The following is a 24,920-nucleotide window of genomic DNA, read 5'->3' as shown; positions in this document are numbered from 1 at the left end:
CGTCGCGTGGCCCTGGCCGTATGCCTGACACGTTCCGTGGGAAGACCGAGACATGCACACGTGGCGTCGGATCCATGGCGGCGTGCGGCTCGGCGGCGTCTTCGGGCTGGTGGCGCTGTTGTTGATCATCATGATCGGCATCGCCGTAGGTAACATCCATGCACAGCGCAGGGCGGACCGGCAGGTCGCCGAGTCCGCCGCGGTGCAGCGTGACGCGCTCACGGCCAAGTTCCGCACCGCGGATTTCAACGGCTGGCAGACGGCGTACGCGTTCGACGCGATCCGGGGTGTGCCGGGCGCCGCCGCCGATGACGGGGTCCAACGCCGCCGGTTCCTGGCCTCGGCGGCGGCGTTACGGCAGGATCTGGCCCGGATCCGATCTCATCGGCTCACCGCGGCGCAACGGCAGCAGCTGGTCATCGCCGAGGACGCCTTCAACCATTTCATGGACCTCGACGCGCGGATCGTGTCCGGGTATCGGTCCGGCGTGCCGAGCCGGATCGCGGTCGCCAACGACCTGGTCGCGGGTGAAGAGTTGCAATGGTTCGACAGGGCCGCTACTGCTGTTGATCATCTGTCCGCACTCGCGCAGGCCGACGCCGACAAGGACGCGGCTGTGGCCCGGCGTACGAGCTCTCGGGCGTTGACCATCATGGTCGTCGTCGGGGTCGGGTGTCTCCTGCTAGCCGCCGTGCTGGCCCTGTTGGCAACCCGTACCTACGCCGACACGGCGCGGTACAAGGCGATGCTGGCGGCCATCGTCGAACAGTCCGCCGACGCGACGATCGCCCTCACCCTCGACGGCGTCATCACGGCCTGGAACACGGCCGCCGAGCGTGTCTACGGCTTCACCGCCGAGGAGGCCATCGGCCGCAGCCCGACGATCTTCATGTTGCCCAGCCGGGCGCACCTGGTCCGTTACACGCTCGGCGAGGTAGCCGCAGGGCGCCAGATCCGCATCGAGGGAGCGCCTCGCCTGCGCAAGGACGGCAGCCAGATCAGAGTGTCGACGATCGTCGTACCGATCCGGGACGAGAACGGCGTGGTCGTCGCCGCCGCGGCCACCGAACGCGACGTCACCGCCCGCATGCGGCGCGAAGCCGAGGAGCAGCTCGCCAACGACCGCGCGGAGCGGGCCGGCCGGCTGGAGAGCCTCGGCCAGCTCGCCGGAGGCGTCGCGCATGACTTCAACAACCTGCTGGCCATCATCCTCAGCTGCGCCGAGTTCATCGCCGAAGAGCCGGGCGAGCTCATGGCGGACGATCTCGCCCGGATTCGCGACGCCGCACGCCGGGGCCAGGCCCTGACCACCCAACTGCTGATGTTCGCCAAGCGTGAACCGGCCCAGGCCGAAAACGTCGACCTCAACTCGGCCGTCACGGGCGCCAACGACCTGCTCGGCCGCACGATCGGCGGCAACATCACCCTGCGCTGTCAGACGTACGACGGTGCCCTGCCGGTACGCGTCGACCGCGGCCGGCTCGACCAGATCCTGCTCAACCTCGTGATCAACGCCCGCGACGCGATGCCCGGCGGCGGCGTCATCGACGTCGACACCGACCTCGTCGAACTGGCCACCGGAATCGTGGTCATGCCGCTGCCCGCCGGGCGCTACGCCCAGCTGACCGTCAGCGACAACGGCACCGGCATGAGCGCCGAGGTCAGGGACCGGCTCTTCGAGCCGTTCTTCACCACCAAGCCGTCGGAGAAGGGCACCGGCCTCGGCCTCGCCACCGTCTACGGCATCGTCATCGACGCCGAAGGCACCATCACTGTGGACTCCACCCCGGGCGTCGGCACCACCTTCCGGATTCTGCTGCCCGTCGTCACCCAGTCGGCCGAGGCCGACGGGCAGCCCGCGCCAGGCCCCGGAGACGGCCTCGGAAACGGCGAACGGATCCTGGTCGTCGAAGACGACGACACCGTACGCGACGACGTGGTCCGCATCCTGAACCCCAACGGATACCGCGCCACCGCGGTCCGCGACGCAGAGTCCGCGCTGCGCATGGATCTCGACAACGTGGACCTGCTGATCACCGACATGATCCTGCCCGACCGTCACGGCGCGGCCGTCGCCGACCAGATACACGCCCAGCACCCCGACCTACCGGTGCTGTTCATAGCCGGCCAGAGCGACCCCATGGTGGTGTCGGAGAGTGCCACGGCCGAGCGGACCTGCACCATGTACAAGCCCTTCACCGCCGACGAACTGCTCAGCAATGTCGGCAAAGCACTCGACACCAGGGCCACGCGCCCGGGCTAGGGTGCGGTGGGCCCGCCCGCTTGACGGAATCCGAATGATCGTGTCAAGCCAAGATCTGGATCAAGCCCCCGCTAACGTTGCGCGTCGCGTGTCGCGCCCTGCTGTCGACCGGGCTGATCCGCGTTTCGCCAAGGCGCCCCGCATCAGGAAATCCCGGCAGTAGGCTGGTGCCCTACTCTCAGCGACCGTGGTGCCTTCTCCTGGCGACCCGCCGCGCTGTGACCGTTACGGCCTCACCCGCGTCTGTACCGCCGTACGTGGCGACCTGTCGACCTCGGGGGAGCACGCCATGGCCGGAACAGCGGAGACCGGCGGGTTGGCGCCGTCGTCCCACCAGCCCTGGGTATCCCGGCACTTTCCGCTGCTGGTCTTCACGCTGACGTTCGCGCTGATGCTGTCGGACTACATGTCCCGGCAGGCCCTGGTTGCGGTGTTCCCATACCTGAAGGCCGACTGGGCTCTGACCGACACGGAGCTGGGTGTCCTGACGAGCATCGTGTCCCTGATGGTTGGCGTGCTGGCCGTGCCGCTGTCTATAGCCGGCGACCGGTGGGGGCGCGCCCGGGCGATCGTCGCCATGGCGCTGCTGTGGAGCGTCGCCACGATCGGCTCCGCGCTCGCCGCGAGCTACGGGCAGATGATCGCCGCCCGCGCGGTGATGGGCATCGGGGAGGCGGCGTACACCAGCGTCGGCCTCGCGGTCGTGGTGTCCGTATTCGCCCCGGCCCGCCGCGCAGCTCTGTCCGGGACGTTCATGGCGGGCGGCCCGCTCGGAACGGTCTTCGGCGTGGCTCTCGGCGGCGCCCTGTCGGCCCAGTTCGGCTGGCGCTGGATGTTCGCCGCGATGGGCGTCCTCGGGCTCGTGCTCGCCATCGCGTACGCGATGCTGATCACCGACCGCCGCCTCAGCGTGCACCGGGTCACCGAAGTCAGCGTCGCACCGCAGCTCCGGCCGGGACAACGACGCGCCGGGATGGGCACGTTGTTCTCACAGCCCTCGATGATGGTGGCCTACGTCGCCAGCGGCATGCAGTTGTTCGTCGCGGGCGCGATGGTGGTGTGGGTACCGAGCTACCTCAACCGGGTGCACGAGATGGCGCCGCGCAGCGCCGCCGGGGTCGCTGCGCTGCTCACCCTGGTGCTGTCCATCGGCATGATGACATGCGGCTTCATCGCCGACCGGGTCAGCCGCAACCGGCCGTCCCGCCCGTGGACGGCGGCAGCGGTCTTCTCGGCGCTGTCGCTGGCCTTTCTCGGTGCCGGGTTCGCCATGGCCCCGAACGGAGCGCAGCTGCTGGTGCTCGCGATCGGCTTCTTCTTCGTTGGAGCAACCAACGGCCCCATGGGCGCCGTGGTGGCCCACCTGACACATGAGTCCATCAGGGCCACCGCGTTCGGCTTCCTGACCACGTTCAACAACGTGCTCGGGCTGGCCCTCGGCCCGATCGTCACCGGGATGATCGCCGACCGAATGGGCCTGCAGAGCGCGCTGCGTATCATCCCGCTGGTCGCGATGGTTCCGATCATCGCCATGCTGGTCGGACGCCTCACGTACCCTGCGGACCTCCGGCGGCTGGGCACCGCCCAGGACGACGCCACCATTCGCCGAGAGCCGGCCGCCTAGTATCGCAGCGGCAGTCAGTTGGCGGAACGCATCGATGATCGGCTCGTCGGTCTGCGGAGCTGGGCCGGGCCGCCGAGCGTGTCGGACGCGTGGCGCAGCGCCTCGTGGTGGCTGGCGATGACGGGTGCGGCTTGCTGGGCGGCCTGCCTGAGCTCGTTCGGCTCAATAGGGATCGCCGGTACCGGGCAGCCGGCCGTGTGCCAGACCGACGAGCCGCCCGGGCAGGTCCGGCTCGCGGGACAGCGGCGGGCTCGGCGCGCCGGCACGGTCGGCGATCCCGCCGACCAGTTCCCGCAGCGCCGCCACGGCGTCCCGCTGCGGCCGCCACCCGAGCTCCTCGGTGGCCCGGGCACACCACATCAGCGGCGCCTTCAGCGCCAGATGGATCCAGCCGGCGTCGATCGGCTGCAGCCGCAACCACCAGCTCAGTGCCGCGGCGCCGGCCAGCGCGGGCCCGGGCACCGGCACGCGTACGCCGTGGAAGATTTTCGCCGCCACGTTGGCGTCGAGCACCGGCCCGGCCGCGATGTTGAAGGCTCCCCGGACGTCGGTACGGAGGATCCGGGCCTACGCGTCCGCGACGTCATCGGCGTGCACGGCCTGCAACCGTAGTCTCGGGTGCGCCGGGACCACCGGGATGCGCTGGTGGCGCAGGAGCGGTGCGGGAAGCAGTGGCCCGGCGAAGTACCGCGCGATCTCGGTGCCGGCCGCCCGCTGGAAGATCAGGCCGGGACGTACCCGGACCACCCGCAGCTTCGGATGCTCCGACTCGACCTCGTCGAGGGTCCGCTCGACGAGGGCCTTGTGCCGGCTGTACGAGGAACGCGGGATACCGCCGCGCGGGTAGCTCTCGGTGACGAAGGCGTTCCGGCGTTGCCCGTTGCTCCGACGATGACGATGCGCATGGGTCTGGACTTACCCGGTGGGCCGCGACCGAATCTGCCGGAGCGCCGCCGCCATCGCCGCCGAGCAGGTCACGCTGCGGCAGATGCAGGAGAAGGCCGCCGCCCTGACGTACATGACGACCCCGGTCAACTGATACCGGTCGAGACTGTTGTCCTCCGGCATGGCGTTTCGACCCGGGGTGCTTGTCCCCCGCGCGAGCTACGCGCAAGTGTCCACCGCGCGGTGACGATTCCAGGCCGGCGAATCCATAGCTTTCTCGGTAACCGCGGCGCCCGGTCGCGGACCTGCAGAGGAGTCATCATGCGACTGATCAAGCAGTTTCTGGCCGTTGCGGCGGTTGCCTTCGTCGGCGGTCAGGCCGTCGCCGCGGTGCAGGGCAACGCCTGGCTCAGCCTGGCCCTCGGCCTCCTGACCGCCGCACTCGCGGTCCTCGGCTACGCGTGGCTGGTACGGCGTACCGAACACCGCGCGCCCACTGAGGTGGCCCGGGCCGGAGCAGCCGGCCGGATCGTCCGAGGGGCGCTCCTCGGGGTCGCTATGTTCGCGGCGGTCATCGCGAATATCGCCTTCCTCGGCGATTTCCACGTCGACGGCCTGGGCTCGGTGACGGGCGCGGTGGGGCTGATCGGGGTCATGGCCGCCGCGGCGGTGACCGAGGAACTGCTGTTCCGCGGCGTGCTGTTCCGCATCATCGAGGAACGCGCCGGCACCTGGATCGCGCTGCTGCTGACCGGCGTGCTGTTCGGCCTGATGCACCTGTTCAACCCGGACGCCACCTGGTGGGGTGCGATCGCGATCGCGATCGAGGCCGGTTTCATGCTCGCCGCCTGTTACGCCGCCACCCGCAACCTGTGGGTGCCGATCGGTCTGCACTTCGGCTGGAACTTCGCCGCCGCCGGCATCTTCAGCGCGGTGGTCTCCGGCAACGGCGAGTCGAAGGGGCTGCTGGAGTCCACGACATCAGGTCCGGGCCTGGTCACCGGCGGCGACTTCGGGCCCGAGGCAAGCCTGTACGCGGTCGGTGCCGGTGTAGCGCTGACCCTGGTGTTCCTGTGGCTGGCCCGGCGCCGCGGTCACCTCGTCCCGCGCCGCCGTCGCACGGACGGCGTGCAGCCGACCGTTACAGTTTCCCGGTGATCGACCTCCGGCGGGCCTCGGATCTGTGGCGGCGGAGCCCCGCCACGGTCCGGGATCTCCCGTTGGCCCTCGTGTTCGCCGTCGCATCGGTGACGCCGGCGCTGGAAAGCCACGGGACGCAGCTCGGTGAACTGCCGAACCGGCCCTTCGACGCGCTGACCGTCATAGTGGTCGGTCTGGAGTGCCTCCCGCTCGCCATCCGCCGGCGCTGGCCGGCCGTCTGCCTCGCCCTGGTGTCGCTCGGCTTCGCGATCGACCAGCTTCGCGGCTATCACACCGTCGCGGGCACCGCATTGGCCGTCGCGCTGCTGAGCGCCGGCGCCTATGTGGAACGTCACCGTCGGCTGGTCCTGCTGCTGGCCTGCATGGCGTACGTGGCCCTCGCCCTCGCCCTCGACCGGCTCGGATCGAGCGAGGGGGTGGTCGGGTTCACGACGTTCTTCCTGCTTCTGGCCATTGCCTGGGGCGCCGGGTCCTGGCTGCGCCAAACCCGTGCGGCCGAGGCGGAGCGGCGGCTGCGGCTGGCCGAGAGCACCCGCGCCGCCGAACGTTCCCGCATCGCCCGCGAGCTCCACGACGTCGTGACCCACCACGTGACTGCGATGGTGGTTCAGGCCGAGGCGGCACGCTACCTGACCGCCGCGCCCGACCGGCTCGAGCAGACCCTGACCGCGATCACCGACACCGGCCGGCGGGCCATCGCGGACCTGCGGCAGATGCTCGACCTGCTCAACCCGGACCACAGCACCGAGATCCGTACCCCGTCCGTCGGCGAACTCGGCACCCTCGTCGAACAGACCCGGCGCGCCGGGCAGCCGGTGGAGTTCACCGAGAACGGCAGGCCGCAGGAATCGGCGGGCAGCGCCGAGGTCACGGCCTACCGGGTCGTGCAGGAAGCACTGACGAACGCCCTCAAGTACGACCACGGCGCCCGCACCCTGGTTCACGTCCAGTACGGCGCGAGGGAGATCAGTGTGGAGGTCAGCAGTGCGGGCCTGGGGTCACGCGCCGCATCCCCCGGCGGGAGCGGGAGAGGCCTTGCCGGGCTCCGCGAGCGGGTCGGGGTGCTCGGCGGCGAGTTCACCGCGGGACCGCGCGCGGGTGGCGACTTCGTCGTGCAGGCGCGCATCCCCACCGGGCCCACCTCGTGACCGCGCCGGTACGCGTACTGATCTGCGACGACCAGCCGCTGATCCGCACCGGGTTCACGACCATCATCGACGCCCAGCCCGACCTCGAGGTGGTGGGCGAGTGCGGGGACGGCCGCACCGCGGTCGACCTCGCCGCCCGGCTGCACCCGGAGGTCGTGGTGATGGACGTACGGATGCCGGTACTCGACGGCATCGCGGCAACCCGCCTGCTCGCAGGCGCCGGCGTTGCCGATCCCGTCAAGGTGCTCGTGGTGACGACGTTCAACCTCGACGAATACGTGTACGAGGCGCTGCGCGCGGGAGCGAGCGGGTTCCTGCTCAAGGACGCCCCACCGGCGCAGCTGCTGCACGGTATCCGCACGGTCGCGACCGGCGCCGCGCTGCTGGCGCCCGAGGTGACCCGGCAGCTCGTGGGCAGGCACGCGGCGCGGATCCGTCCCGCCGAGGAAAAGCCGGCGAACGTCGCGCTGACCCCACGCGAACTGGAGGTCCTTCGCCTGATCGCCAGCGGCCTGTCCAACGGCGAGATCGCTGTTGCGCTGGTGATCAGCCAGGAGACCGTCAAGACGTACGTGTCCCGGATCCTCACCAAGCTCGACCTGCGCGACCGGGTGCAGGCCGTGATCTACGCCTACCGCAACGGCCTGGTTGCCTGAGCGCGTCCTGTTGTGGTGCGCAAATGTCATCTGCGCCGCAGACGCCTGCCTCAACGTCCCGTGGGTTGCAACGGTGTCCGGACGCCCGGCTCGGCGACCCTGCGGGACACTCGGGAAGCTGGTCGAGCTGCTGGGCAACGTGATCAGCTCGGGGTCGGAGGACGCACCATCGGCTGAACATTCCAGCGAAGGTCAAAATCGCCGCCGTCTCGGGATGCCGTCCCCGGCCGGCGTACGTACGTAATCGAAATCTACGTGTGTACACGGATGCCAGGGCGTGGGCGATCGTGCACGATTCTGACTCGGTCACCGCGTCAGGCGAACCGGCGCCGGGGCGGGTGAGGGTCAACGGTGGCGGTGATCTCGCGAAACGCACCGGCGGAGGTTCTGACCGCGCGTGGAGCACGCGCCGGGGTCGAGGTGCAGGTTGTTTCGGCCGGACATCACCAGCGATCTTGATCGAACTGCGATCGCGACGAAGGGTAGGACAGTGGGACAGCATGAACCGCGGCACCTGGCGGACCGGGTTCGCGTGGGGCTCGTCGGACTTCTCGTGGCCGGGCTCGCAGTGGGGGCTTCGTCTGGTTGCGGGGTGCTTCCATCGCGGGACCGGAACAATGGCGCGGCGGCAGATGGGCAGAGCCCGGAACCGGCGGTGAGCCGGCACGCGGACCCGCAGGCCGACACAGCGCTGGGAGCGAAGTCCGACACCTCGGCAGATCAGCCGGAGGCCGGCGACGATCCCGGGGCCGTTACCGCCTCGAACGAGCTGGCTCCGTCCGCCGCGGATCTACCGTCCGACGGGCTGGGCGCGGGACATGTCGGACGCCAGGGCGTGGTCGAGATCGAGGTCGAGGACGCCGAAGCGCCTGGCCAGGACCTGCCGGACCATTACAAGTCCGCCCGTAACCCGGTCGGCGGGTATGCGGTCGGCGTGTCTTCCGTTTATGAGGTCTACACGGTTGGCCCCACCACGTTCGTCGAGTCGGACGACACCATGATCGAGGCGAACTTCGAAGTGCACAGCTACGAAAGCGTGGACCCGTGGACTCGGCTGGCCCAGGACGAGAAGCTGTTCGCCGAGGAGCACGCCGAAGATCAGTACAAGAAGCTGAAGATGAGCAAGCGCTGGACTTATCGCGGCAAGCCTGCCGTCATGTGGGAGTTCACCTGGACACGCAACGGTGAACGCGCCCACGGCCGGCAGATAGCTTTCCGGGACGGCCCGAGGACTTACACCGTGCTCTACCGCAGTGACGACACCTGGTGGCTGAGCGGAGGCTCGCAGTCATATCCACTTGATTTCGAACAGGCGTTCACTCCCTTGTCCCGGTAGACGCGGTTCGAGCAAGGAGGATGGCCCTGAGGGGCCCTGGATCGCGCCCGAGGCCGGCGGCTGGCCGCTCGTGTCGACGCCGGTGGACCGCCCTGCCGGATCACGCTGATGGTGGGACGGCACGCGGGTTGAAACGCCGATCACCCAGAGTTGACGGCGTATCCGCGGTAGCCACGATCGCATGCTCTCCGGCGATCGCCGCGCGGTCAGTGAACCCGCCGAGTTGTTCGGACGCGTCCGCCGGCACCGACCAGGTGGTGCTTCCGGTGATCGGGTCGAAACCCTCCAGGACGACATCCAGGTCCTTGAAAGACCCCGTTTGTGCCGCCAGGTCTATGTGCTGCTTGCCGTGGACCCGGCATCGCACCGGCTCGGCCCACAATGGCACCTGACCCCCACAGCTCACCACGGTGCCGACCTCGTGCCACAGCACCGTGCCGGTCATCTCATCGAGCCCGGCGCTGCCTGAGTCGGCATGCATGTCCCGGTCGAGTGTAGTCTTCGTGCGGATGCCGCGACCGAACACCGAGCCCGCATAAACCACCTGCGGATAGAGCGTCCAGTTCCAGCCGTTGCTGGTGCTGAATCCGGCCGGGAACGCATCCGCGAGCGGCCGGTGCCAGCGCATCTCCCCGTCCCGAATCAGGGCGATCTCTTCATCCGGCCGAGCGCCCAGGTCGTACAACCCGCGGTCCCCGATACAGCGGGCAGTCGCGGGGATCCCGGTGCCGGAGTACGGCTCGTAGCTGCCCGTCGTGAGGTCCAGCCGGTCACCGCGCATAGGCCGGTCGGCATCCGGAGTAGCCATCACGCACACGGCCCGGTCGTCGAAGCACGCCTCCGGCCCGGCGCGAAACAGCGCCGATGGACTGCTCTGCCGGACCTGGCCGGTTGCCGCGTCGACCACGACCACTCGCGCCCAGTCGGGCCCAAGCTGCGGCAAGGGTGTCATGAAGGTGACCGCGCCTGCGCCGACCGCATGCGGCACAAGCTCAATGCCAATCGTCTGCCGGGTCGGCGTGATCTCGCGTTCCCAGAGCACGTCGCCGTTGCTCGGGTGCAACCCTCGGGCGTAGACGTGTTTGTCGCGCTCGACATAGCCAACGGCCACGCCGCCGACCGCGATCGGCTGCCCGATCGGGTGGACTCCCGTGATCGCCCAGTCCCGACCAGCCGCCTGAGCCGGCTCGCAGGCCAGCCCGGCGTATGAGCAGAAGCCGGCGAACCTGACGCAGCCGAGGGCCTCGACGTCAGCAGGCCCTGCGCCCATCAGGCATTCGCTCCGAACCGGTGAGCCGCTTGATGCCGTTCCTTGAGACGAAGGCCATTCAGTTCTGATGGTTTTACATGAAACTGCTTTTTTCGTTCGGAAATATGGCATAAACGATCTTAGGGCGGCGTGAGGCCGTGTGCGAACCGATGCCGAAGGAGTTCTTATGCATCGCCGTGTCTTCCTTCAGTTCGCAGCCACCACGGCCGTACTCGGCTCGCTCAAGTTCCCCGGCTTCGCGCTCGCGGCCGAAAGCGGCCCTGAGGATAGGCTGATTGAGGTGTGGACTGGAGAGCACGGCGGCTACCCCGCTTTCGACAAGGTGAACCCGACCTCGATCAAGGCAGCCCTTGACAAGGGCATGGAGCTCGGTAAGGCCGAAATCGCCGAAATCGCCGGCACCGCCGAGACACCGACCTTCGCCAACACCGTCGCCGCGCTGGAAGACAGCGGCCGCGCCCTCGACCGCGCCCGGCGTTTTTTCGGCGTTTTCACCTCGACGATGAACGACAAGGCGATGCAGGATCTGCAGACCGAGATGTCGCCCGTCCTCTCGGCCTTCGACGACGACATCGTTCAGAACGCCCGGCTCTTCGCCCGTATCAAGGCGGTCTATGACGGCCGGGCCACCGCCGGCCTGTCGCCGGAGCAGAACCGCCTCGTCGAGAGCTACTACCAGGACTTCACCCGTCGAGGCGCGGCACTCGGCGACGCCGACCAGGCCAAGCTGAAGGACCTCAATCAGAAGCTCACCTCGCTCTACACCAAGTTCAGCCAGAACCGGCTGGCCGACGAGGAGAGCTACACGCTCACCATCGAGACCGAGGCAGATCTCGATGGTCTCCCCGAGTCGCTGCGCGAGGCCGCCGCGGCCGCAGCCGAGGAGCATGGGGTCAAGGACAAGTGGGTCTTCACCAACACGCGCTCCTCGATGGAGCCATTGCTGACCTACTCCACAAAGCGCGACCTGCGGGAGAAGGGCTGGCGCATGTGGACCATGCGCGGCGACAACGACACCACCACCGACAACAAGGCCGTGATCAGCAAGATCCTCCAGCTGCGCACCCAGCGGGCCCGGCTGCTCGGCTTCAAGACGCATGCCGACTGGGCCGTCGAGAACAACATGGCGAAGACGCCGCAGGCCGCCATCGACCTGATGATGAAGCTCTGGGCCCCGGCCGTGCGGCGCGCCAAGGAGGAGATCGCCGACATGCAGGCCATCGCCGACGAGGAGGGCGCCGGCATCAAGATCGAGGCCTGGGACTACCGGTTCTATTCGGAGAAGGTGCGCAAGGCGAAGTACGACCTCGACCAGAACGAGGTGAAGCTCTACCTCCAGCTCGACAAGGTCCGCGACGGTATGTTCTGGGCCGCCGAAAAGCTCTATGGTCTGCGATTCGCCAAGCTTGAGGGTCTGCCGGTCTACCACGAGGACATGTCGGTCTATGAGGTCACGCGCGACGGCAAGCGCGCGGGCCTTTGGTACTTCGACCCCTACGCTCGCGTCGGCAAGAGCTCCGGCGCGTGGATGAACGAGTACCGCACCCAGGAGCGTTTCAGGGGCGACATCACCCCGATCGTCTCCAACAATGCGAACTTCGTGAAGTCGGGCTCTGGGCCCGTCCTCATCTCGTGGGACGATGCCATCACCATGTTCCACGAGTTCGGCCACGCCCTGCATGGCCTCAACTCGAACGTCACCTATCCGAGCGTCGCCGGTGTCGCGGTCAAGCGCGACTTCGTTGAGTTTCCCAGCCAGATCAACGAGCACTGGTTTCCTACGCCGGAGCTGCTCAATAAGTTCGCCCTGCACGTCGATACCAGCAAGCCCATCCCCGCCGACCTGCTCGCCAAGATCCAGAAGTCGCTGAAGTTCAACCAGGGCTTCAGTACGGTTGAGTATCTCGCCTCGGCGATCTACGACATGAAGATCCACCTGGCCGCGACGCCGGGCGGCACCATCGATCCGGATGCCTTCGAGAAGAGCTGTATGGCCGAGATCGGCCTACCGAGGGAGATCGTCATGCGCCACCGCCCGACCCAGTTCGGGCACACCTTCTCGGGCGACGGATATTCGGCCGGCTACTACGTCTATCTCTGGGCCGATGCGCTGACCGCCGACGCGTGGGAGCTGTTCGAGGAGAAGGGTGTCTGGGACCCCGCCGCCGCCAAGGCGTTCCTTGACGACATCCTTTCGGTCGGCAATTCCGTTGCGCCGGACGAGGCCTTCCGTGAGTTCCGTGGCCGCGACGTCGACACGGAAGCGCTGATGCGCTTGCGCGGCTTCGCCTGACGTTTCTCCGTTCAGCCGGCTTGATCGAATAGCGTCGACGCCACGCTTGAGCGGGTTGGTGGAGACACGCCGATGGGACAGCATGGTGGGGCTCCCGTTCGGTGCCTCGAGTCAGGTATGGCAGTGTTTCGCCGGAGCCTCGTGCCATCGATCACTGGGTCTGCCGCAGCCGCCCGAGCCGCAACGGCTCGGGCGGCTCAGCGGGTGACCCGATCCCCGAAGGAGCTTCACGTTGTCGATCGAATTCGAGGCAAAGGTCCTCGACGTCGACCCGGCCCAGATGACCGCGTCGATCCTCTCCCGCGGCGGCCGACAACGAGGTGAGACGCTGCTCCAGCGTCGCCACGTCTACGACATCACACCCGGCGATGAGAGTCGCTGGATCCGTCTGCGGGACACCGGGGCGGGCGTGACCCTGGCGGTCAAGGAGATCGCCCATGACGGAATCGACGGCACAGACGAGGTGGAGGTCGGCGTCGACCGGTTCGAGACGACCAACGAGCTGCTGGGCCGGCTCGGGTTCACGGCGAGGTCGTACCAGGAGAACCGGCGCACCAGCTTCGAGCTCGACGGCGCCCGTCTGGAGATCGACGAATGGCCGTTGATCCCGCCGTACCTGGAGATCGAGGCAGGCTCCCGGGATGAGGTCGTGCGCGTGGCCGCCCTGCTCGACATCCCCGAGGAAGCGCTGACGGGGGAGAACACGGTGAAGGTCTATGCGCGCTACGGCATCGACCTGTTCGCTCGTCCCCAGCTCCGGTTCGGTGATCGCTGATCCGGCTCAGGCGACATCCACCGCCGGATCGAGGATCCGCGAGACCCGACACGTGGCGGTGGTTGCCTCTTCTCCACCGTTGCGCTGATGACGACCTCTTTCTCGACGTACTTCCTGATTGAAACAACAGCCCGACCCGGCGTTCAGCGGTTCGCCGGCTGGCCGCCAGAGGCTGGCTGAACCCGCTCGAACCGCACCCGGTTCAGCCATCCGGGGAGGTCGCTGAGCACGTACAGCTCACCGCGCACGTCGGTGCCGATCGCGGTCGGCTGGGTGGGGAAGTTGCCGATCGTGGCGGACTCGTAGCCACCCCCGGGCTTGGGGCGTACGGCGAACACGAGGGTTGAGCAGTAGTCGCTCGCAACGTATGTGCCCCATGCCTCGGGGGTCACGGACCCTCGGTACACCACGCCGCCGATCACCGAGCAGTTCTCCGTGAGGAAATGCTCGTACTCGAAGACCGGGTCGGTGTACCGCCCGCCCGGCCGGCATTGCTGCGGGTCGAACACCGGGGTGCCCTCCCGGCAGGACCAGCCGAGGTTCGCACCGCCCTGCCATGGACGGATGTGGTTGATCTCCTCGACCAGGCCCTGGCCGACGTCACCGATCCACAGCGAGCCGTCGACCGGGTCGATGGAGAACCGCCACGGGTTGCGCAGTCCGTAGAGCCAGATCTCCGGCCGCGCGCCGGCCGCGCGGACGAACGGGTTGTCGAAGGGTACGCAGTAGGGCTTCGGCCCGCAGGTGCGGCTGACGTCGATCCGCACGATCTTGCCGAGCAGGGTGCCCAGATTCTGACCGGACTTGAACGGGTCGTTCGCGTGGCCGCCGTCCCCGAGGGACCAGTAGAGGTAGCCGTCGCGGCCGAATGCCACCTGTCCGCCGTTGTGGTTGCCGTACTCGGCGTGTTCCTGGGTGAGCAGCACCTGCACCCGCTCAGGAGCGCCGATGGGCACCCGCGCCAGGGTTAGCGCGCCAGCCGGCAGGCTCGTGTAGGCCACGTAGAGGATCCCGGTCCGCGCGAAGTTCGGCGCAGGCGTGATGCCGAGGAGGCCGCGCTCGTTGTCCGAGGTGTCGATCCGGGCGGTCAGGTCGAGCACCGGCTCGGCCGCCAGGCCGGTGGTGGGGTGGTAGGCGCGGACGGTGCCGTCCTTCTCCGCGATCAGCATCCGGCCGTCCGGCAGCCCGGTGATCGCGATCGGACGCTGCAGACCGGAAGCCACCCGTTCGGATACCACGGTCAGCTCAGCGAGTGGCGCCCTGAGGGTGTGTGAGGTGCCGGCCGCGGCGGTGCCGGCCTCCGACACCGAGGTCAACAGGAGCGCAGATAGGGCCAGAATGAGCAGCCCGGCCGGCATGGCGGCCGGGCGGCAACGCGGTCGCGACATGTTCAGCTCCTCGAGCAGAGTGAAGGACGCAGTCTGGGAGCGCTCCCACAATACATCGACCCTCACTGATATCCAACCCGCCGTCTGAGTGCACGGGGGCGCTGGCATTCCCACGACATGATCCAAGGCGATCCGGCTGAGTCGGTGCTCCAGCCGGTCTGCTCGGCGCCGCAGGTCGGTCGTCTCCTCACAGGAGCGCTCCAGAAACCGCCAGAAGTCTTCGATGTCGACCTGACGTGGGGTAGGGGCCGGGGTCTGGCGTACCTATCGGCGGCTTTCGTCGATGGTCTCCAGGACTTCCGGGGCGGTGACGGTCAGCAGCTTCTGGCAGGTGTTGCGAAGCTGGTCCAGTTCCTCGGCGGTGAGCACGTCGACCACCGTGCGCCGCACCTCGCGGACGTGGGCCGGGGCGATCTGGACGAGTCTCGCCATCCCCGCGTCGGTGAGCACCGCCTCGACCGCGCGGGTGTCCCCGGGGCAGTTCCGGCGTTCCACCCAGCCGGCCCTCTCCAGGCGGCTCACGGCGTGTGACAGCCGGGACGGCGAGCCGTTCGCCAGCTGCGCGAGGACGGCCATCTGCATTGCCCGGCCGGGGCGCACGGACAGGCCGGACAGGATCGAGTACTCGAAGAAGTTGACGCACGCGTCCCGTTTGAGCTGGGCGTCGATCGTCGCGGGCAGGGCCGTCAGTACCCCGGCGAGGTGTAGCCAGGTCTGCAACTCGTCGGCGGAGAGCCAGGGGGTGTCGTCGCTCACAGGCACAGCGTAGGGGATTGAACATTCAATCCAACCGTGACAACCTCGGATTGAACATTCAATTCCTCGTGAGGAGCTCCCCGTGACCCTTCTGCGTATCGACGCCAGCATCCTCGGCCCGCAGTCCGCCAGCAGCGAACTGGCCGACCTGGTGCTCGCCGCCTGGAGCGCCGAGCGCCCCGGCGAGGCCGTCGTGACCCGGCACCTCGGCGCCGAGCCGCTGCCCGCCAACGCCTGGGCGACCGCGGTCGGCGCCGGATACACGCCGGAGGACCAGCGCAGCGACGCGCAGCGCTCGGCCGTCGCGCTCGCCGCCGGCCTGGCCGCCGAACTGCGCGCCGCCGACCACGTCGTGATCGCCGCGCCGCTCTACAACTTCGGCATCTCGCAGCACCTCAAGATCTGGTTGGACCTGGCCATCGCCGGCGGCGTCCTGGGCGAGAAGCTGCTCGAGGGCAAGCCGGTCGTGCTGGTCACCACCCGCGGCGGCGCCTACGGCGCGGGCACCCCGCGGGAGGGCTGGGACCACAACACCGACTTCCTTCGCCGGATCCTCGCCGACGTGTGGGGCGCCGAGCTGACCGTGGTCGAGCGCGAGTTCACCCTGGTCGGGGTCAACCCGGCGCTGGACGCGTTCACCGAGACCGCCGCGGTGATGAAGAAGGAAGCCCACGAGCAGGCCACCGCGGCCGGGTCGGCGCTCGCGGGTCGCTGAGGACGGTGGTCGATCAGAAGCCCGGGAAGACGGCGCGCAGCTCATCGAGCGAGATGTTTCCGGTCACCTCGACGCCGGCCGGGGTGTGCTTCGCGGCCAGCCGTCCGGCGAGCATCCGCATAGTGGACTCCAACGGCCCGGCGAAGGTTGCGGTCGCCGGTAGGGCTTCGGTGGTGAGTCGGATTCGGTCGTCGAGGACGATGCGGTAGGGCGTCCTGCTGATCTCGATCACGGCGGGTTCGCGGACCGCATCGGGCTTGGCGATGAAGCCGAGCAGGAAGCCGAGGCCGTCGCTGAGGTGTTCGGCGAGCAGCTGGGCCGAGGGTTCGGCGAGGGTCGCCGCCGGGTCGATGCCGACGCGGACGTCCCAGCCGTGGTGGACCACTTCGCTCAGCCGCATGGCGGCGAACGATGCGAGGGGGAGCGGCTCGGGCAGGAAGCCGAGCTTGACCTTGAGCTCGTCGTGGCGTTCCTCGGCTACGGCTTCGAGGGCGGTGACCAGCGCGGTGTCGGACTCGAGCGAGCCTGCGGCCTGGTCCTGCGGGCTCAGGGCGTTCCACCGGTCCCAGACGCCCTGGTTGAAGCCCGGCGCGGGCGGCTCCGCCTCGCCCAGGGACGCGCGGAAGTCGGCGAGCGTGATCTCGGCGCCGCTGCCCAGGTGCGAGAGGACGTCGGCAATGGTCCAGTCGGCGGCGCCGGACGGGCCGGTGAGCTGAGCGGTGGTGAGCGCGGGGGCCGTGCTCGCGAGGGTGTCGTGCTCGGCGCGCAGGGCCGCGATCGTGCGGCCGGCAAGGGTCGTCATGGATAGAGCCTAGGCGGCGGCATGGTCACCTCACCCAACATCAGGCTGAGCCTTGAGAACGTACCCGTGGAGATGGCCGGCGCGGCCGGCGGTGCGCTGCAGACCGCCCATCGCATCGGCGGAGCGATCGGCACGGTTCAGCCATCCCGGGAGGTCGCTGAGCACGTACAGCTCACCGCGCGGGTGGCCTCTCCGGCCAAACTCTACGACGCACCCAAGCTGAACTGAGGCGGCCGGTCGCCCTCGCGGCTTGCGCTCGGCGGCGACGTCGAGGTGCCGGAGCTGCGCCCTCCCGGGGCCTCAGCCGACCACCGCGGGCAGAGACGGTGCCGCGTCGACCGAGGCCCCGGCATCGCCGAGCCGACGCCGTGCCCGGTTCGCATCCCAGGTCGCTGACAGGGCATCGAACAGCTGGACCGCCTCACGACCGGCTGCCCGCGCCCTGGTGAACCGCTCTCGCCCGGCCAGCAGCACAGCCGCGTCCTCCAGCGTGGCGGCCAGCTCGGGTACCCGGCCCACCGCCCGATATCGTGCGGCCGCCGCCAGCGCCGGGCCGGGGTCGCCGGTCATCAGGGCGCGGCACCGGGCCGCTGCCGCGAACGCTCGCGCCGGCACGACCTCCTTCGTGGCCTCCGCTGCGCAGATCGTCGCCGCCTGCTCGGCGAGGTCGCGGCGATCCACCGCGAGGGCCAGCCGGGCCGCGTCCGGCAGCCACTGGTGGCGCAACATCAACGGCGAGTACGCGGGCAGCAGCAGCGGGGCGAGCATGGACAGCGCCTCCTCGGGCCGGTTCTCCTGCTGCGCGAGCACGGATCGGGCCGCCATCAGGAAGTCGCAGCTTTCCCGCTCGGAGAATGACGCCGGCCGCGAATCGGCCTCCTCCAGGTGTGCGGCGGTCAGCTCCGGGGCGCCGCGGTGCGCGGCGATGAGGGCGGCCAGGCCGTGCAGCAGCATCGTCGTGGCCCCGGATTCGCGGATGCCGTGGAAGGTGGTGGCCCGTGGGTCGGCGGTCATGGTGCTGATCTCGGCCATCGCCTCGTCCCAGTGGCCCAGCCAGTAGTAGTGGACGGCGGCGGCCAGCGGCACGCCGGAGGCGATGCCGTGCCGCCGTGCGAATCGGGCCGCATCGTGCAGCGTCCGCTGGGCCTCGTCCAGCCGGTCCAGGTTCTGCAGCGTGAAGACGCGGTTGTCCAGCAGATCGAGATGGGTCCCGGCCAGGCTGGGATCCTTTACGATGGTCAGCGCCCGGTCGACGTGTTCCAGCGCCCGTTGGTGGTCGCGCCGGACCGAGTCGGTGTGCCACAGGCTCTGCAGGGCGTATGCCGCCTCGTACTGTTGCCCGGCCGCGACCGCCTCGGCGAGCAGTTGTCGTGCCCGGTGCTCGACCAGGTCGAGGTCGTCGAGGTTGCCGCGCCGGACGCTGGCCAGCAGCGCCCGGTGGCGGTTGCGCCAGTGATCGGGTACGGCGGCGTCGTGCACCGCGTCCCGCAGCAGCACGATGGCACCGGCGCTGTCTTCACGCTGGAACAACTGGATGGCCAGCAGGTAGCGCATCTCCTCGCGGTCGGCGGGTTCGATGGCGACCGCCAGCGCCTGCCGGGCCAACGCCACAGGATGCCGCTCCAGCCGGTACTCCGCCCGGACCAGCGCCGCGAGCAGCGTTGCGCGCTGGGCCGGGTCCGGTAGGTCCGTGTCCAGCGCGCCCCTGGTCAGCTGGCTGGCCAGTTCCGGGGCCCGCCGGACCAGCTCGGCGTGATGGTCGGCCAGCCAGGACACTACCCATGCGTCGATGGCGGGTGCCTCGGCGGTCAGCTGCTCTGCGACGCGGGTGGCGCTGCCGGCGCCGCGCGCCAACGCCTGCGCCGCGTGCCGGTGCATGATCGCCCGGGTGAGGGCGGGGACCCGCTCGAGCAGGGCCTGCCGCAGGTACGGGTGCCGGAACGCCAGATTCCGTCCGGCGTCCACTACCACGTTCGCGGCCACGGCCTCGTCCAGGCAGCTCATCAGCGCGGCCGGGGGCCGTCCGGTGACCGCGGCCACGTCTGCGACCGCGAACTCCATGCCGAGCAGGGCGGCGAGCTGCAGCACCCCCTGGGTGTCGGGCCCGAGGAAGTCCACAGTCCCGCGTACGGCTGCGAGCAGGGACTGCGGCGCATCGGCGGCCGTACCGGCATCGACGTCGGCGACCCCGTCGACGATGTGCACCGCGCCCTGTCGTACGAGCGCGCTGGCCAGCTCGCGGGCGAACAGCGGGTTGCCGGCCATCCGTGGCGTCAGCGCACGCAAGGACGTACCGGGTTCGGCGCCGACGATCCGGGCGATCAGCGTCGTGATGTCCTCTGCCGGCATCGGCCGCAGGGTCAGCACGTGGCCCTGGCGGGCCTCGACGCCGCGGCGCAGCCGGGACAGGTTGCGGCCGTTGGGCTCGGGGCGGCCCGCGGCGACGAGCAGCAGCGGCAGCCGCCGAGTCGCCGCGGCCAGACGCTCCCAGACGAGCATGGTGGCCTCGTCCGCCCAGTGCATGTCGTCGATCGCGAGTACCAGCGGGGTGCTCGCGCAGAGCCTGCGTACGTGCGCGATCAGTTGGTCGGCGGCGGCATCGGTTCCGTCGGTAAGGTCGTCCAGACCGAATGCCTTGGTGATCACCTGTAGTGGGACGCGCTGGCCCAGCTCGTCCGCGACGCCCCGAACGAGCCGGCACCGGTGCCGGTTGGCGTCGCCGAACGCCACCGCCAGCAGCGCCGACTTGCCGATGCCCGGCTCGCCGTTGATCCAGACTGCGCCGCCGGAGCCGCGGGCCACGTCCCCGACCAGCCGGCGCAACAGGTCGCGCTCGGTGTCGCGGCCCACGTATGGGTGCCCATGCATGCGCGGCTCGCGTGCCACAGGCACCGGGCGTGCCCCCGCGACCGGTCCCCGCGTGCCACCGAGCAGGCTGCGATGCAGCCTGCTCAGGCGCGGGCTCGGCTCTACGCCGAGGCCGTCGACGAGGGTGCGCCGCGCGTCGCGGAAGGTCTCCAGCGCCTCGGTGTGTCGGCCTGCCTGGTGCAGCGCCAGCATGAGCAGCTCGTACGCCGGTTCGTGCAGTGGGTGTTCGCGGACCAGGCCGGTCAGCTCGGCGACGAGGCCGTCGTCGCCACCGGAGTCCAGAAGGGTGCGGACGCGCTGCTCCACGGCGGTGAGGCGCAGCCCGGTGAGGCGCTGCCGGTCCAGCTCGATGAACGGGCCGGTCGATCCGGCGTAGGCGTCGCCGTGCCACAGCCCCAGCGCCTGCTCGAGCCGGGCCACCGCTCCCGCGGGGTTCCCGGCGGCGAGCAGGTCGGTCGCCTCGGTGCACCATCGTTGGAAGCGGTCGAGGTCCGTGGCGCCGTCCGCCAGTCGCAGGGTGTACCCGGACGGGCCGGACGTCAGGACCTCCGGCCCGTCCGGGGACGGTGGGGTGCTCGGTCGCAGGCAGCGCCGCACGCCGGAGACGTACGTATAGATGTTGCCGGCGGCGGTTTCGGGCGCTGCGGTGCCCCAGACCGCCTTGACGAGTTCGTCGCGGCCGACCGGACGGTTGGCGTGCGCGGCCAGGACGGCGAAGACCGTCCGCTGCCGGGCGGGCCCCAGCGCCAGCTCGCGGTCCCCGCGCCAGGCCCGCACCGGCCCGAGCAGGGTCACCCGCAGATGATCGTGGGGGGTGTCAGGCATGTACGACTCCCTTCGCGTACCGGTGCCGGCGGTCCGGGGTGAGCCGGGCGGGCAGCACCAGATCCGAGGTACGCGCGGCGACCCGGTTCGCCTCGGCGTCCGCCGCGAGTCCGCGCCGCAACAGGTTCCGGGCGAGGCATGCGGTGAGCCGCTCCTGCATCGGCTGCCCGAGGGCGGGCTGTGCGGCCGCGCGGCGCAGCGCGTCCGTGGTGGCTTCGGGCATCCGTACGGACAGGGCGTCCGCATGCTCCGCCAGCCACCCGGCCGCCCAGGCGTCCAGGCGAGCTGGTCCGGCGAGAAGTTGTCGGAGCACCTGTTCCGGATTCCCCTTGGCCGTCGCGATCTTCTCCGCGTACTCGCGGTGCAGCAGCACACGCAGCGCGGTGGGAAGGTGATCGCGCAGTATCCGCGCGACGATGGGGTGCCGGAACCGGGGCCGGGCCGCCGGGCCGGCGAGCAGCCCGGAGCGCAGCGCCGAATCGACGGTGCAGAACACCGTGGGTGTGCTCCGGCCGGTCGCTGCGGACAGCTCCGCGACGGTGCTGTGTTCACCGAGAAGGGCGAGGGCGCGAAGGATCTGCCGCATCTCGTCCGAGAGCGGTTCGAGATGCCGGTCGACGGCCGATACCAGCGAAGGAGACGGCGCCCCGGGGGCGGCGTCGGCGGCGAGCAGGTGGGTGAGGTAGCAGGGATTGCCGCCTGCGTTTGCCACCGCGGAGTCCACCAGAGCGGGGTCGTGCCCCGGTGCGAGGAGCCAGGCCAACTCGGCCGCCTCGGCGGGCTCCAACGGTGGCAGGCTGGTCATCTCGGCGCCGTGGCTCGCCACGAGGCTGCGCAGGGTGTCGAGCTGTGCACTGCGGGGCAGCGGGCGGGCGGCGGCGATGAGTAACAGCGGCAGCCGCCGGGTCAGGCGGTGCAGTCCGTCCCAGACCAGCAGGGTGATGTCGTCCGCCCACTGTAGGTCGTCCATCACCAGAACCAGGGGCGAACGGGCGCATACCCTCTGCACCAGGGTCAGGGCTTGGTCCACGGCCGCGGCAGGGTCGTCGGTCAGCTCACCGGCCGGGTTGCGCAGTGCCTGTACAAGTTCGGCGACGCCGCCTGATGCCCTGCCCGCATCCGGGTCGAAACACTCCAGCAAGACGTTCAGCGGCAGTCGCCGGGCCAACTCGTCGCCGACCCCCCACCGCACCTGGCAGCCGGCGCGCTCGGCGTCGCGCAGTGCCTCGGTCAGCACGGCGGACTTGCCGCTGCCCGCCTCGCCGTCGATCCAGATGCTGCCCCCGCGGCCGGCCCGCACCGCGGACACCGCGCGGCGCAGCAGGCGCAGTTGTGCCGACCGCCCGACGAACGGCTGCAGGGTCGCGGTCTCCTCCGCGCGCCCGACCTCGGAACGCACCGGCCCGCGCCGCGGCGCAGGGGTGTCCGCTGGGCGGGGGTCGGTGTCACCGGCCGCGATCCGTCGGTACAGGTACTGAAGTGTGTCGTTGGGTTCCGTGCCGGCCTGCTCGATCAGCAGACCCCGGACGCGACGGTAGACCTCTAGTGCCTGCGTGCGCCGGTCGGCGCGGCACAGCGCGGTCATGAGCAGGCCGTGCAGACTCTCCCGGAGCGGATGCATTTCGGTCAGCGTGCGCAGTTCGATGACGACGTCTTCGTGGCGTCCCGCGTCCAGCATCGCGGCGGCCTGTCGTTCGACGGTGGCCAGCCGCAGTTCACCGAGCCGCATCCGCTGGGTCTGCGCGAACGGACCAGGAATGCCCGCCAGCGCATCCCCCTGCCACAGCTCGAGAGCGGACCGCAGCACGCGCAACTCGGCGTCGAGGTCACCAGCCGTGCGTAACTCACGGGCCTGGTCACGCAGCGCGTCGAACCGGTACACGTCGACGTGCTCAGCGGGCACCTGCAGGCGGTAGCCGCCGCCGCCGGAGCTCAAGATCTGGCCGGACGACCAGCGGTCGCGACCGGGCTCCAGCGCGGCCCGCAGCGTCGAGACGTAGGTGTAGAGGTTGCCCACGGCGCTGGGCGGCGCGTCTGCACCCCACACCGCGCTGATGAGCTGCTCGCGGGAGACGGTGTGGTTGGCGTGCATCGCCAACACGGCGAAGAGCGCGCGGCGATACAGCGAGCCGAGATCAACTTCCTTCCCGTCGCGCAGTGCTCGCACCGAACCCAGCAGGCGGACATGCGTCTCGTGCCGGATCCCGGCGCCGTCTTTGCCGACCATAGCGGTCAATGTAACCACGATGTTGCATCCCTGGATGCGCATGTAGGGATCGTGGAGGGATCGTGGAGGCGCGGTGAAGTTTCCTTATAGATCCCGGGTCGCACCCTGGTGACATTCGTACCGGACGGGCCGGTGGTCGCGGTGGACCAGGTTCGAGCCTGACCGGTCATCGTTCGGCCCGTCGTCCGAGCGTCCATGCTTCGGATCATCCGGGGCCGATCATCCATCACCGAAACAGGTCTAGGTGTGTCGATGTGTTGCCCGAATGACACCGGTGCGTTGCCGAGGGGTGCCCGGACCGGCCCGGCCGCATAGCTTCGACCGTCGATGCTCACAGGTCGCAGCATGTGCGGGATGGGATGACGGCATGGGACGGCAGAATCCGCACGGCGCGGCCGTGAACACGACCACCCAGGCAGGACCGGACCGGATCGTCCGTCAGCCGACCCCGGATCAGCCGGTCACCTCCGGCCAACTGGACAGTTCGGGATCGGCGGGCGTGACTTCGGAGCCCGCTGAGGTGCGGGGCCGGCATCGCGGTCTCGGTAGAAGCCGCCGACCGCGGCGGCACCGGATGGCGGTGGTCGTCGTGCTCGGCCTGGCACTGCTGGGTTACGGGACGGTGCGGTGGGCCGCACGCGACGGACGGACACCGGTCACGAGATCGGCGCCGGTCTGGTCCACCCCGGCCGACGCACCCGCCGCCACGGCCGGGGTGGCGGCGCCGGCGACCAGCACGCCGTCGGCGGCGCCGGCGACCAGCACGCCGCGCGCGGTGTCGACGGCGCGGAGCCCACAGCGGCCTCTGCCGACCGCCTCCACCGGGCCTGGCGCCGGGCGGGTCGATCCGCCGCCGTCGCCACCGGTGGAGACGCCGCGACTGGGTGCCACCGAGGCGTCGTATGCGTACGACACCGTATTCGTCGTCAAGAACGGCCTCACTGGGAAGGCGTTGCAGGCGACCGGCGAGCGGGCCACCCAGGAGCAGATCACCGCGACCCCCGCCCAGCAGTGGATGCTTAAGGCGGATGAGGACGAGGACGGCGCCCGGCTCGTCTCCCTCGCCACCGGGCAGTGTCTGCGAGTGTCGGACTCCGGCGGCGGATTGGAACAGCACCCGTGTGACGGCGACCCGGAAGAGCGTTGGGACATCTACGATGCACCGTCCGGCGGGATCGCACTGCGCAACGTGGAGAGCGAACGCTGCATGGGAGTGCGGCGTTCGACCACCGACGGCGCCCGGGTCGTGCACGCCGACTGCACGTGGGATCCGACGGACGACCAGGTGTGGCGGATGGTCAGGCTGGCGTAGCGGGGGTCCACGGGTCCACCCGCGCGGCCGCGGCGAGGCGGAGCGCCTCGTACGCGGCCGCCGCGTCCTCGTCCGTCATCAGCAACGTCTCGCGGATGAAATCTCCGGTCAGCCGGAACAGCATCGCCCCCGCCGGGTTGAACAACACGTCCACACCGTCGGCGAGCAGCGTGACCAGCGCCACGAGGTCGATGCGCCGCCAGCCGGGCGGGTTGACCCGCCGGCGGTGCGACGCGCTCGTGACGATGACCACGCACGGCACGTCATCGGGAGACCGGGTGACCAGTGGCCGCCCGTCGCCGTTCATGGCCAGTTCGAACAGCGCCTCACGCAGCAACATCTGCAGCTGCCCCGTCGCGGCTGGTGACTGCCCGGCCAGGCGCAGCAGCGCGTCGACCACGTCGGTCACGGACGTGTCGTCCCTGGGCCGGTATTCGGGATTGCTCCGGAACGGGCCGACGGTGCCGTCCCCGCCGACCGGCCAGCGGCCGACGACTGCGGAGCCGGGCACCCCGGCATCCGACTCCGCTGCCCCGCCGGAGTCCACCAGCAACACACCGTCCCCCGTGACGACGCCGTGCGGTCGCATGCTCATGCCATCGCCTCCGCTGGCGCT

At 69.9% G+C, this 24,920-nt stretch carries 21 protein-coding genes; 11 read left to right on the top strand and 10 right to left on the bottom strand.

Annotation, left to right across the window (positions count from 1 at the left end; genetic code table 11):
* Positions 1-52: 52 nt before the first annotated feature.
* Both AB0B58_RS25440 and AB0B58_RS25435 read left to right on the top strand, forming a co-directional pair.
* Positions 53-2,263, top strand: coding sequence for an ATP-binding protein (locus tag AB0B58_RS25440; RefSeq protein ID WP_360228271.1), 2,211 nt, complete (start codon positions 53-55; stop codon positions 2,261-2,263).
* 289 nt (positions 2,264-2,552) lie between these two features.
* The gene (locus AB0B58_RS25435) at positions 2,553-3,887 is read left to right on the top strand and encodes an MFS transporter (protein WP_360228268.1); all 1,335 of its coding nucleotides are present in this window, start codon (positions 2,553-2,555) and stop codon (positions 3,885-3,887) included.
* 162 nt (positions 3,888-4,049) lie between these two features.
* On the opposite strand, the gene AB0B58_RS25430 is transcribed toward AB0B58_RS25435, so the two are convergent.
* Positions 4,050-4,400 (bottom strand): hypothetical protein, encoded by a 351-nt coding sequence (locus tag AB0B58_RS25430; RefSeq protein WP_360228265.1) that lies wholly within the window; start codon positions 4,398-4,400, stop codon positions 4,050-4,052.
* Between the two features lie 54 nt (positions 4,401-4,454).
* On the bottom strand, positions 4,455-4,634 hold the full coding sequence (locus tag AB0B58_RS25425) for a hypothetical protein (protein WP_360228262.1): 180 nt from the start codon (positions 4,632-4,634) through the stop codon (positions 4,455-4,457).
* Positions 4,635-5,093: 459 nt separating this feature from the next.
* Between AB0B58_RS25425 and AB0B58_RS25420 the strand changes: the two genes are divergently transcribed.
* The 4 genes from AB0B58_RS25420 (at position 5,094) to AB0B58_RS25405 (ending at position 9,073) form a co-directional block, all read left to right on the top strand.
* Positions 5,094-5,930, top strand: a complete 837-nt coding sequence (locus AB0B58_RS25420; protein ID WP_360228259.1) for a CPBP family intramembrane glutamic endopeptidase — start codon at positions 5,094-5,096, stop codon at positions 5,928-5,930.
* Positions 5,927-7,081, top strand: coding sequence for a histidine kinase (locus AB0B58_RS25415; RefSeq protein WP_360228256.1), 1,155 nt, complete (start codon positions 5,927-5,929; stop codon positions 7,079-7,081). The genes AB0B58_RS25420 and AB0B58_RS25415 overlap by 4 nt, the downstream gene beginning before the upstream one ends.
* On the top strand, positions 7,078-7,737 hold the full coding sequence (locus AB0B58_RS25410) for a response regulator transcription factor (protein WP_360228253.1): 660 nt from the start codon (positions 7,078-7,080) through the stop codon (positions 7,735-7,737). The genes AB0B58_RS25415 and AB0B58_RS25410 overlap by 4 nt, the downstream gene beginning before the upstream one ends.
* A gap of 655 nt (positions 7,738-8,392) precedes the next feature.
* Positions 8,393-9,073 carry a hypothetical protein gene (locus tag AB0B58_RS25405; RefSeq protein ID WP_360228250.1) on the top strand — a complete coding sequence of 227 codons (681 nt, stop codon included), beginning with the start codon at positions 8,393-8,395 and terminating at the stop codon, positions 9,071-9,073.
* A 100-nt stretch (positions 9,074-9,173) separates the two neighbouring features.
* Here the strand turns inward: AB0B58_RS25405 and AB0B58_RS25400 are convergent, their stop codons facing one another.
* Positions 9,174-10,343: a hypothetical protein gene (locus AB0B58_RS25400; protein WP_360228247.1), complete on the bottom strand. Its 1,170-nt coding sequence runs from the start codon at positions 10,341-10,343 to the stop codon at positions 9,174-9,176.
* 166 nt (positions 10,344-10,509) lie between these two features.
* Here AB0B58_RS25400 and AB0B58_RS25395 point away from each other — a divergent pair, with 166 nt between their 5' ends.
* On the top strand, positions 10,510-12,636 hold the full coding sequence (locus tag AB0B58_RS25395; RefSeq protein ID WP_360228244.1) for a M3 family metallopeptidase: 2,127 nt from the start codon (positions 10,510-10,512) through the stop codon (positions 12,634-12,636).
* A gap of 232 nt (positions 12,637-12,868) precedes the next feature.
* Positions 12,869-13,411: a CYTH domain-containing protein gene (locus AB0B58_RS25390; RefSeq protein ID WP_360228241.1), complete on the top strand. Its 543-nt coding sequence runs from the start codon at positions 12,869-12,871 to the stop codon at positions 13,409-13,411.
* A 143-nt stretch (positions 13,412-13,554) separates the two neighbouring features.
* Here AB0B58_RS25390 and AB0B58_RS25385 read toward each other — a convergent pair whose 3' ends face one another.
* Together AB0B58_RS25385 and AB0B58_RS25380 are read right to left on the bottom strand one after the other, a co-directional pair.
* Entirely contained in the window at positions 13,555-14,799 is a 1,245-nt protein-coding gene (locus tag AB0B58_RS25385; RefSeq protein ID WP_360228238.1) for a PQQ-dependent sugar dehydrogenase, read from the bottom strand.
* A 264-nt stretch (positions 14,800-15,063) separates the two neighbouring features.
* Positions 15,064-15,555, bottom strand: a complete 492-nt coding sequence (locus AB0B58_RS25380; protein ID WP_360228235.1) for a MarR family transcriptional regulator — start codon at positions 15,553-15,555, stop codon at positions 15,064-15,066.
* Positions 15,556-15,637: 82 nt separating this feature from the next.
* Between AB0B58_RS25380 and AB0B58_RS25375 the strand changes: the two genes are divergently transcribed.
* The gene (locus tag AB0B58_RS25375; RefSeq protein WP_360228232.1) at positions 15,638-16,270 is read left to right on the top strand and encodes an NAD(P)H-dependent oxidoreductase; all 633 of its coding nucleotides are present in this window, start codon (positions 15,638-15,640) and stop codon (positions 16,268-16,270) included.
* Between the two features lie 13 nt (positions 16,271-16,283).
* Here AB0B58_RS25375 and AB0B58_RS25370 read toward each other — a convergent pair whose 3' ends face one another.
* The gene (locus AB0B58_RS25370; RefSeq protein WP_360228229.1) at positions 16,284-17,072 is read right to left on the bottom strand and encodes a maleylpyruvate isomerase N-terminal domain-containing protein; all 789 of its coding nucleotides are present in this window, start codon (positions 17,070-17,072) and stop codon (positions 16,284-16,286) included.
* A gap of 21 nt (positions 17,073-17,093) precedes the next feature.
* Between AB0B58_RS25370 and AB0B58_RS25365 the strand changes: the two genes are divergently transcribed.
* A complete protein-coding gene (locus AB0B58_RS25365) occupies positions 17,094-17,300 on the top strand; it encodes a hypothetical protein (RefSeq protein WP_360228226.1) in 207 nt (68 codons plus the stop codon).
* A gap of 72 nt (positions 17,301-17,372) precedes the next feature.
* Here AB0B58_RS25365 and AB0B58_RS25360 read toward each other — a convergent pair whose 3' ends face one another.
* From AB0B58_RS25360 to AB0B58_RS25350, 3 genes are all read right to left on the bottom strand, one after another.
* Positions 17,373-20,765, bottom strand: a complete 3,393-nt coding sequence (locus AB0B58_RS25360) for a BTAD domain-containing putative transcriptional regulator (protein WP_360228224.1) — start codon at positions 20,763-20,765, stop codon at positions 17,373-17,375.
* Positions 20,758-23,034 (bottom strand): BTAD domain-containing putative transcriptional regulator, encoded by a 2,277-nt coding sequence (locus AB0B58_RS25355; protein ID WP_360228221.1) that lies wholly within the window; start codon positions 23,032-23,034, stop codon positions 20,758-20,760. The genes AB0B58_RS25360 and AB0B58_RS25355 overlap by 8 nt, the downstream gene beginning before the upstream one ends.
* Before the next feature lie 570 nt (positions 23,035-23,604).
* The gene (locus AB0B58_RS25350) at positions 23,605-23,883 is read right to left on the bottom strand and encodes a hypothetical protein (protein ID WP_360228218.1); all 279 of its coding nucleotides are present in this window, start codon (positions 23,881-23,883) and stop codon (positions 23,605-23,607) included.
* Here AB0B58_RS25350 and AB0B58_RS25345 point away from each other — a divergent pair.
* On the top strand, positions 23,858-24,304 hold the full coding sequence (locus AB0B58_RS25345) for an RICIN domain-containing protein (protein WP_360228215.1): 447 nt from the start codon (positions 23,858-23,860) through the stop codon (positions 24,302-24,304). The genes AB0B58_RS25350 and AB0B58_RS25345 overlap by 26 nt on opposite strands.
* Here the strand turns inward: AB0B58_RS25345 and AB0B58_RS25340 are convergent.
* Positions 24,291-24,899, bottom strand: coding sequence for a type VII secretion system-associated protein (locus tag AB0B58_RS25340; protein WP_360228212.1), 609 nt, complete (start codon positions 24,897-24,899; stop codon positions 24,291-24,293). The genes AB0B58_RS25345 and AB0B58_RS25340 overlap by 14 nt on opposite strands.
* Between the last annotated feature and the right edge of the window lie 21 nt (positions 24,900-24,920).

The organism is Actinoplanes sp. NPDC049118 (assembly GCF_040648555.1).
Classification (GTDB): domain Bacteria; phylum Actinomycetota; class Actinomycetes; order Mycobacteriales; family Micromonosporaceae; genus Actinoplanes.
This window is presented reverse-complemented; position numbering and strand designations above follow the sequence as displayed.

Bases quoted from the DNA above. Each gene is read 5' to 3' on its own strand.
- AB0B58_RS25440 (WP_360228271.1), top strand. From the start codon at position 53: ATGCACACGTGGCGTCGGATCCATGGCGGCGTGCGGCTCGGCGGCGTC.
- AB0B58_RS25435 (WP_360228268.1), top strand. From the start codon at position 2,553: ATGGCCGGAACAGCGGAGACCGGCGGGTTGGCGCCGTCGTCCCACCAG.
- AB0B58_RS25420 (WP_360228259.1), top strand. From the start codon at position 5,094: ATGCGACTGATCAAGCAGTTTCTGGCCGTTGCGGCGGTTGCCTTCGTC.
- AB0B58_RS25400 (WP_360228247.1), bottom strand. From the start codon at position 10,343: ATGGGCGCAGGGCCTGCTGACGTCGAGGCCCTCGGCTGCGTCAGGTTC.
- AB0B58_RS25395 (WP_360228244.1), top strand. From the start codon at position 10,510: ATGCATCGCCGTGTCTTCCTTCAGTTCGCAGCCACCACGGCCGTACTC.
- AB0B58_RS25385 (WP_360228238.1), bottom strand. From the start codon at position 14,799: ATGTCGCGACCGCGTTGCCGCCCGGCCGCCATGCCGGCCGGGCTGCTC.
- AB0B58_RS25370 (WP_360228229.1), bottom strand. From the start codon at position 17,072: ATGACGACCCTTGCCGGCCGCACGATCGCGGCCCTGCGCGCCGAGCAC.
- AB0B58_RS25365 (WP_360228226.1), top strand. From the start codon at position 17,094: ATGGTCACCTCACCCAACATCAGGCTGAGCCTTGAGAACGTACCCGTG.
- AB0B58_RS25360 (WP_360228224.1), bottom strand. From the start codon at position 20,765: ATGCCTGACACCCCCCACGATCATCTGCGGGTGACCCTGCTCGGGCCG.
- AB0B58_RS25355 (WP_360228221.1), bottom strand. From the start codon at position 23,034: ATGCGCATCCAGGGATGCAACATCGTGGTTACATTGACCGCTATGGTC.
- AB0B58_RS25340 (WP_360228212.1), bottom strand. From the start codon at position 24,899: ATGAGCATGCGACCGCACGGCGTCGTCACGGGGGACGGTGTGTTGCTG.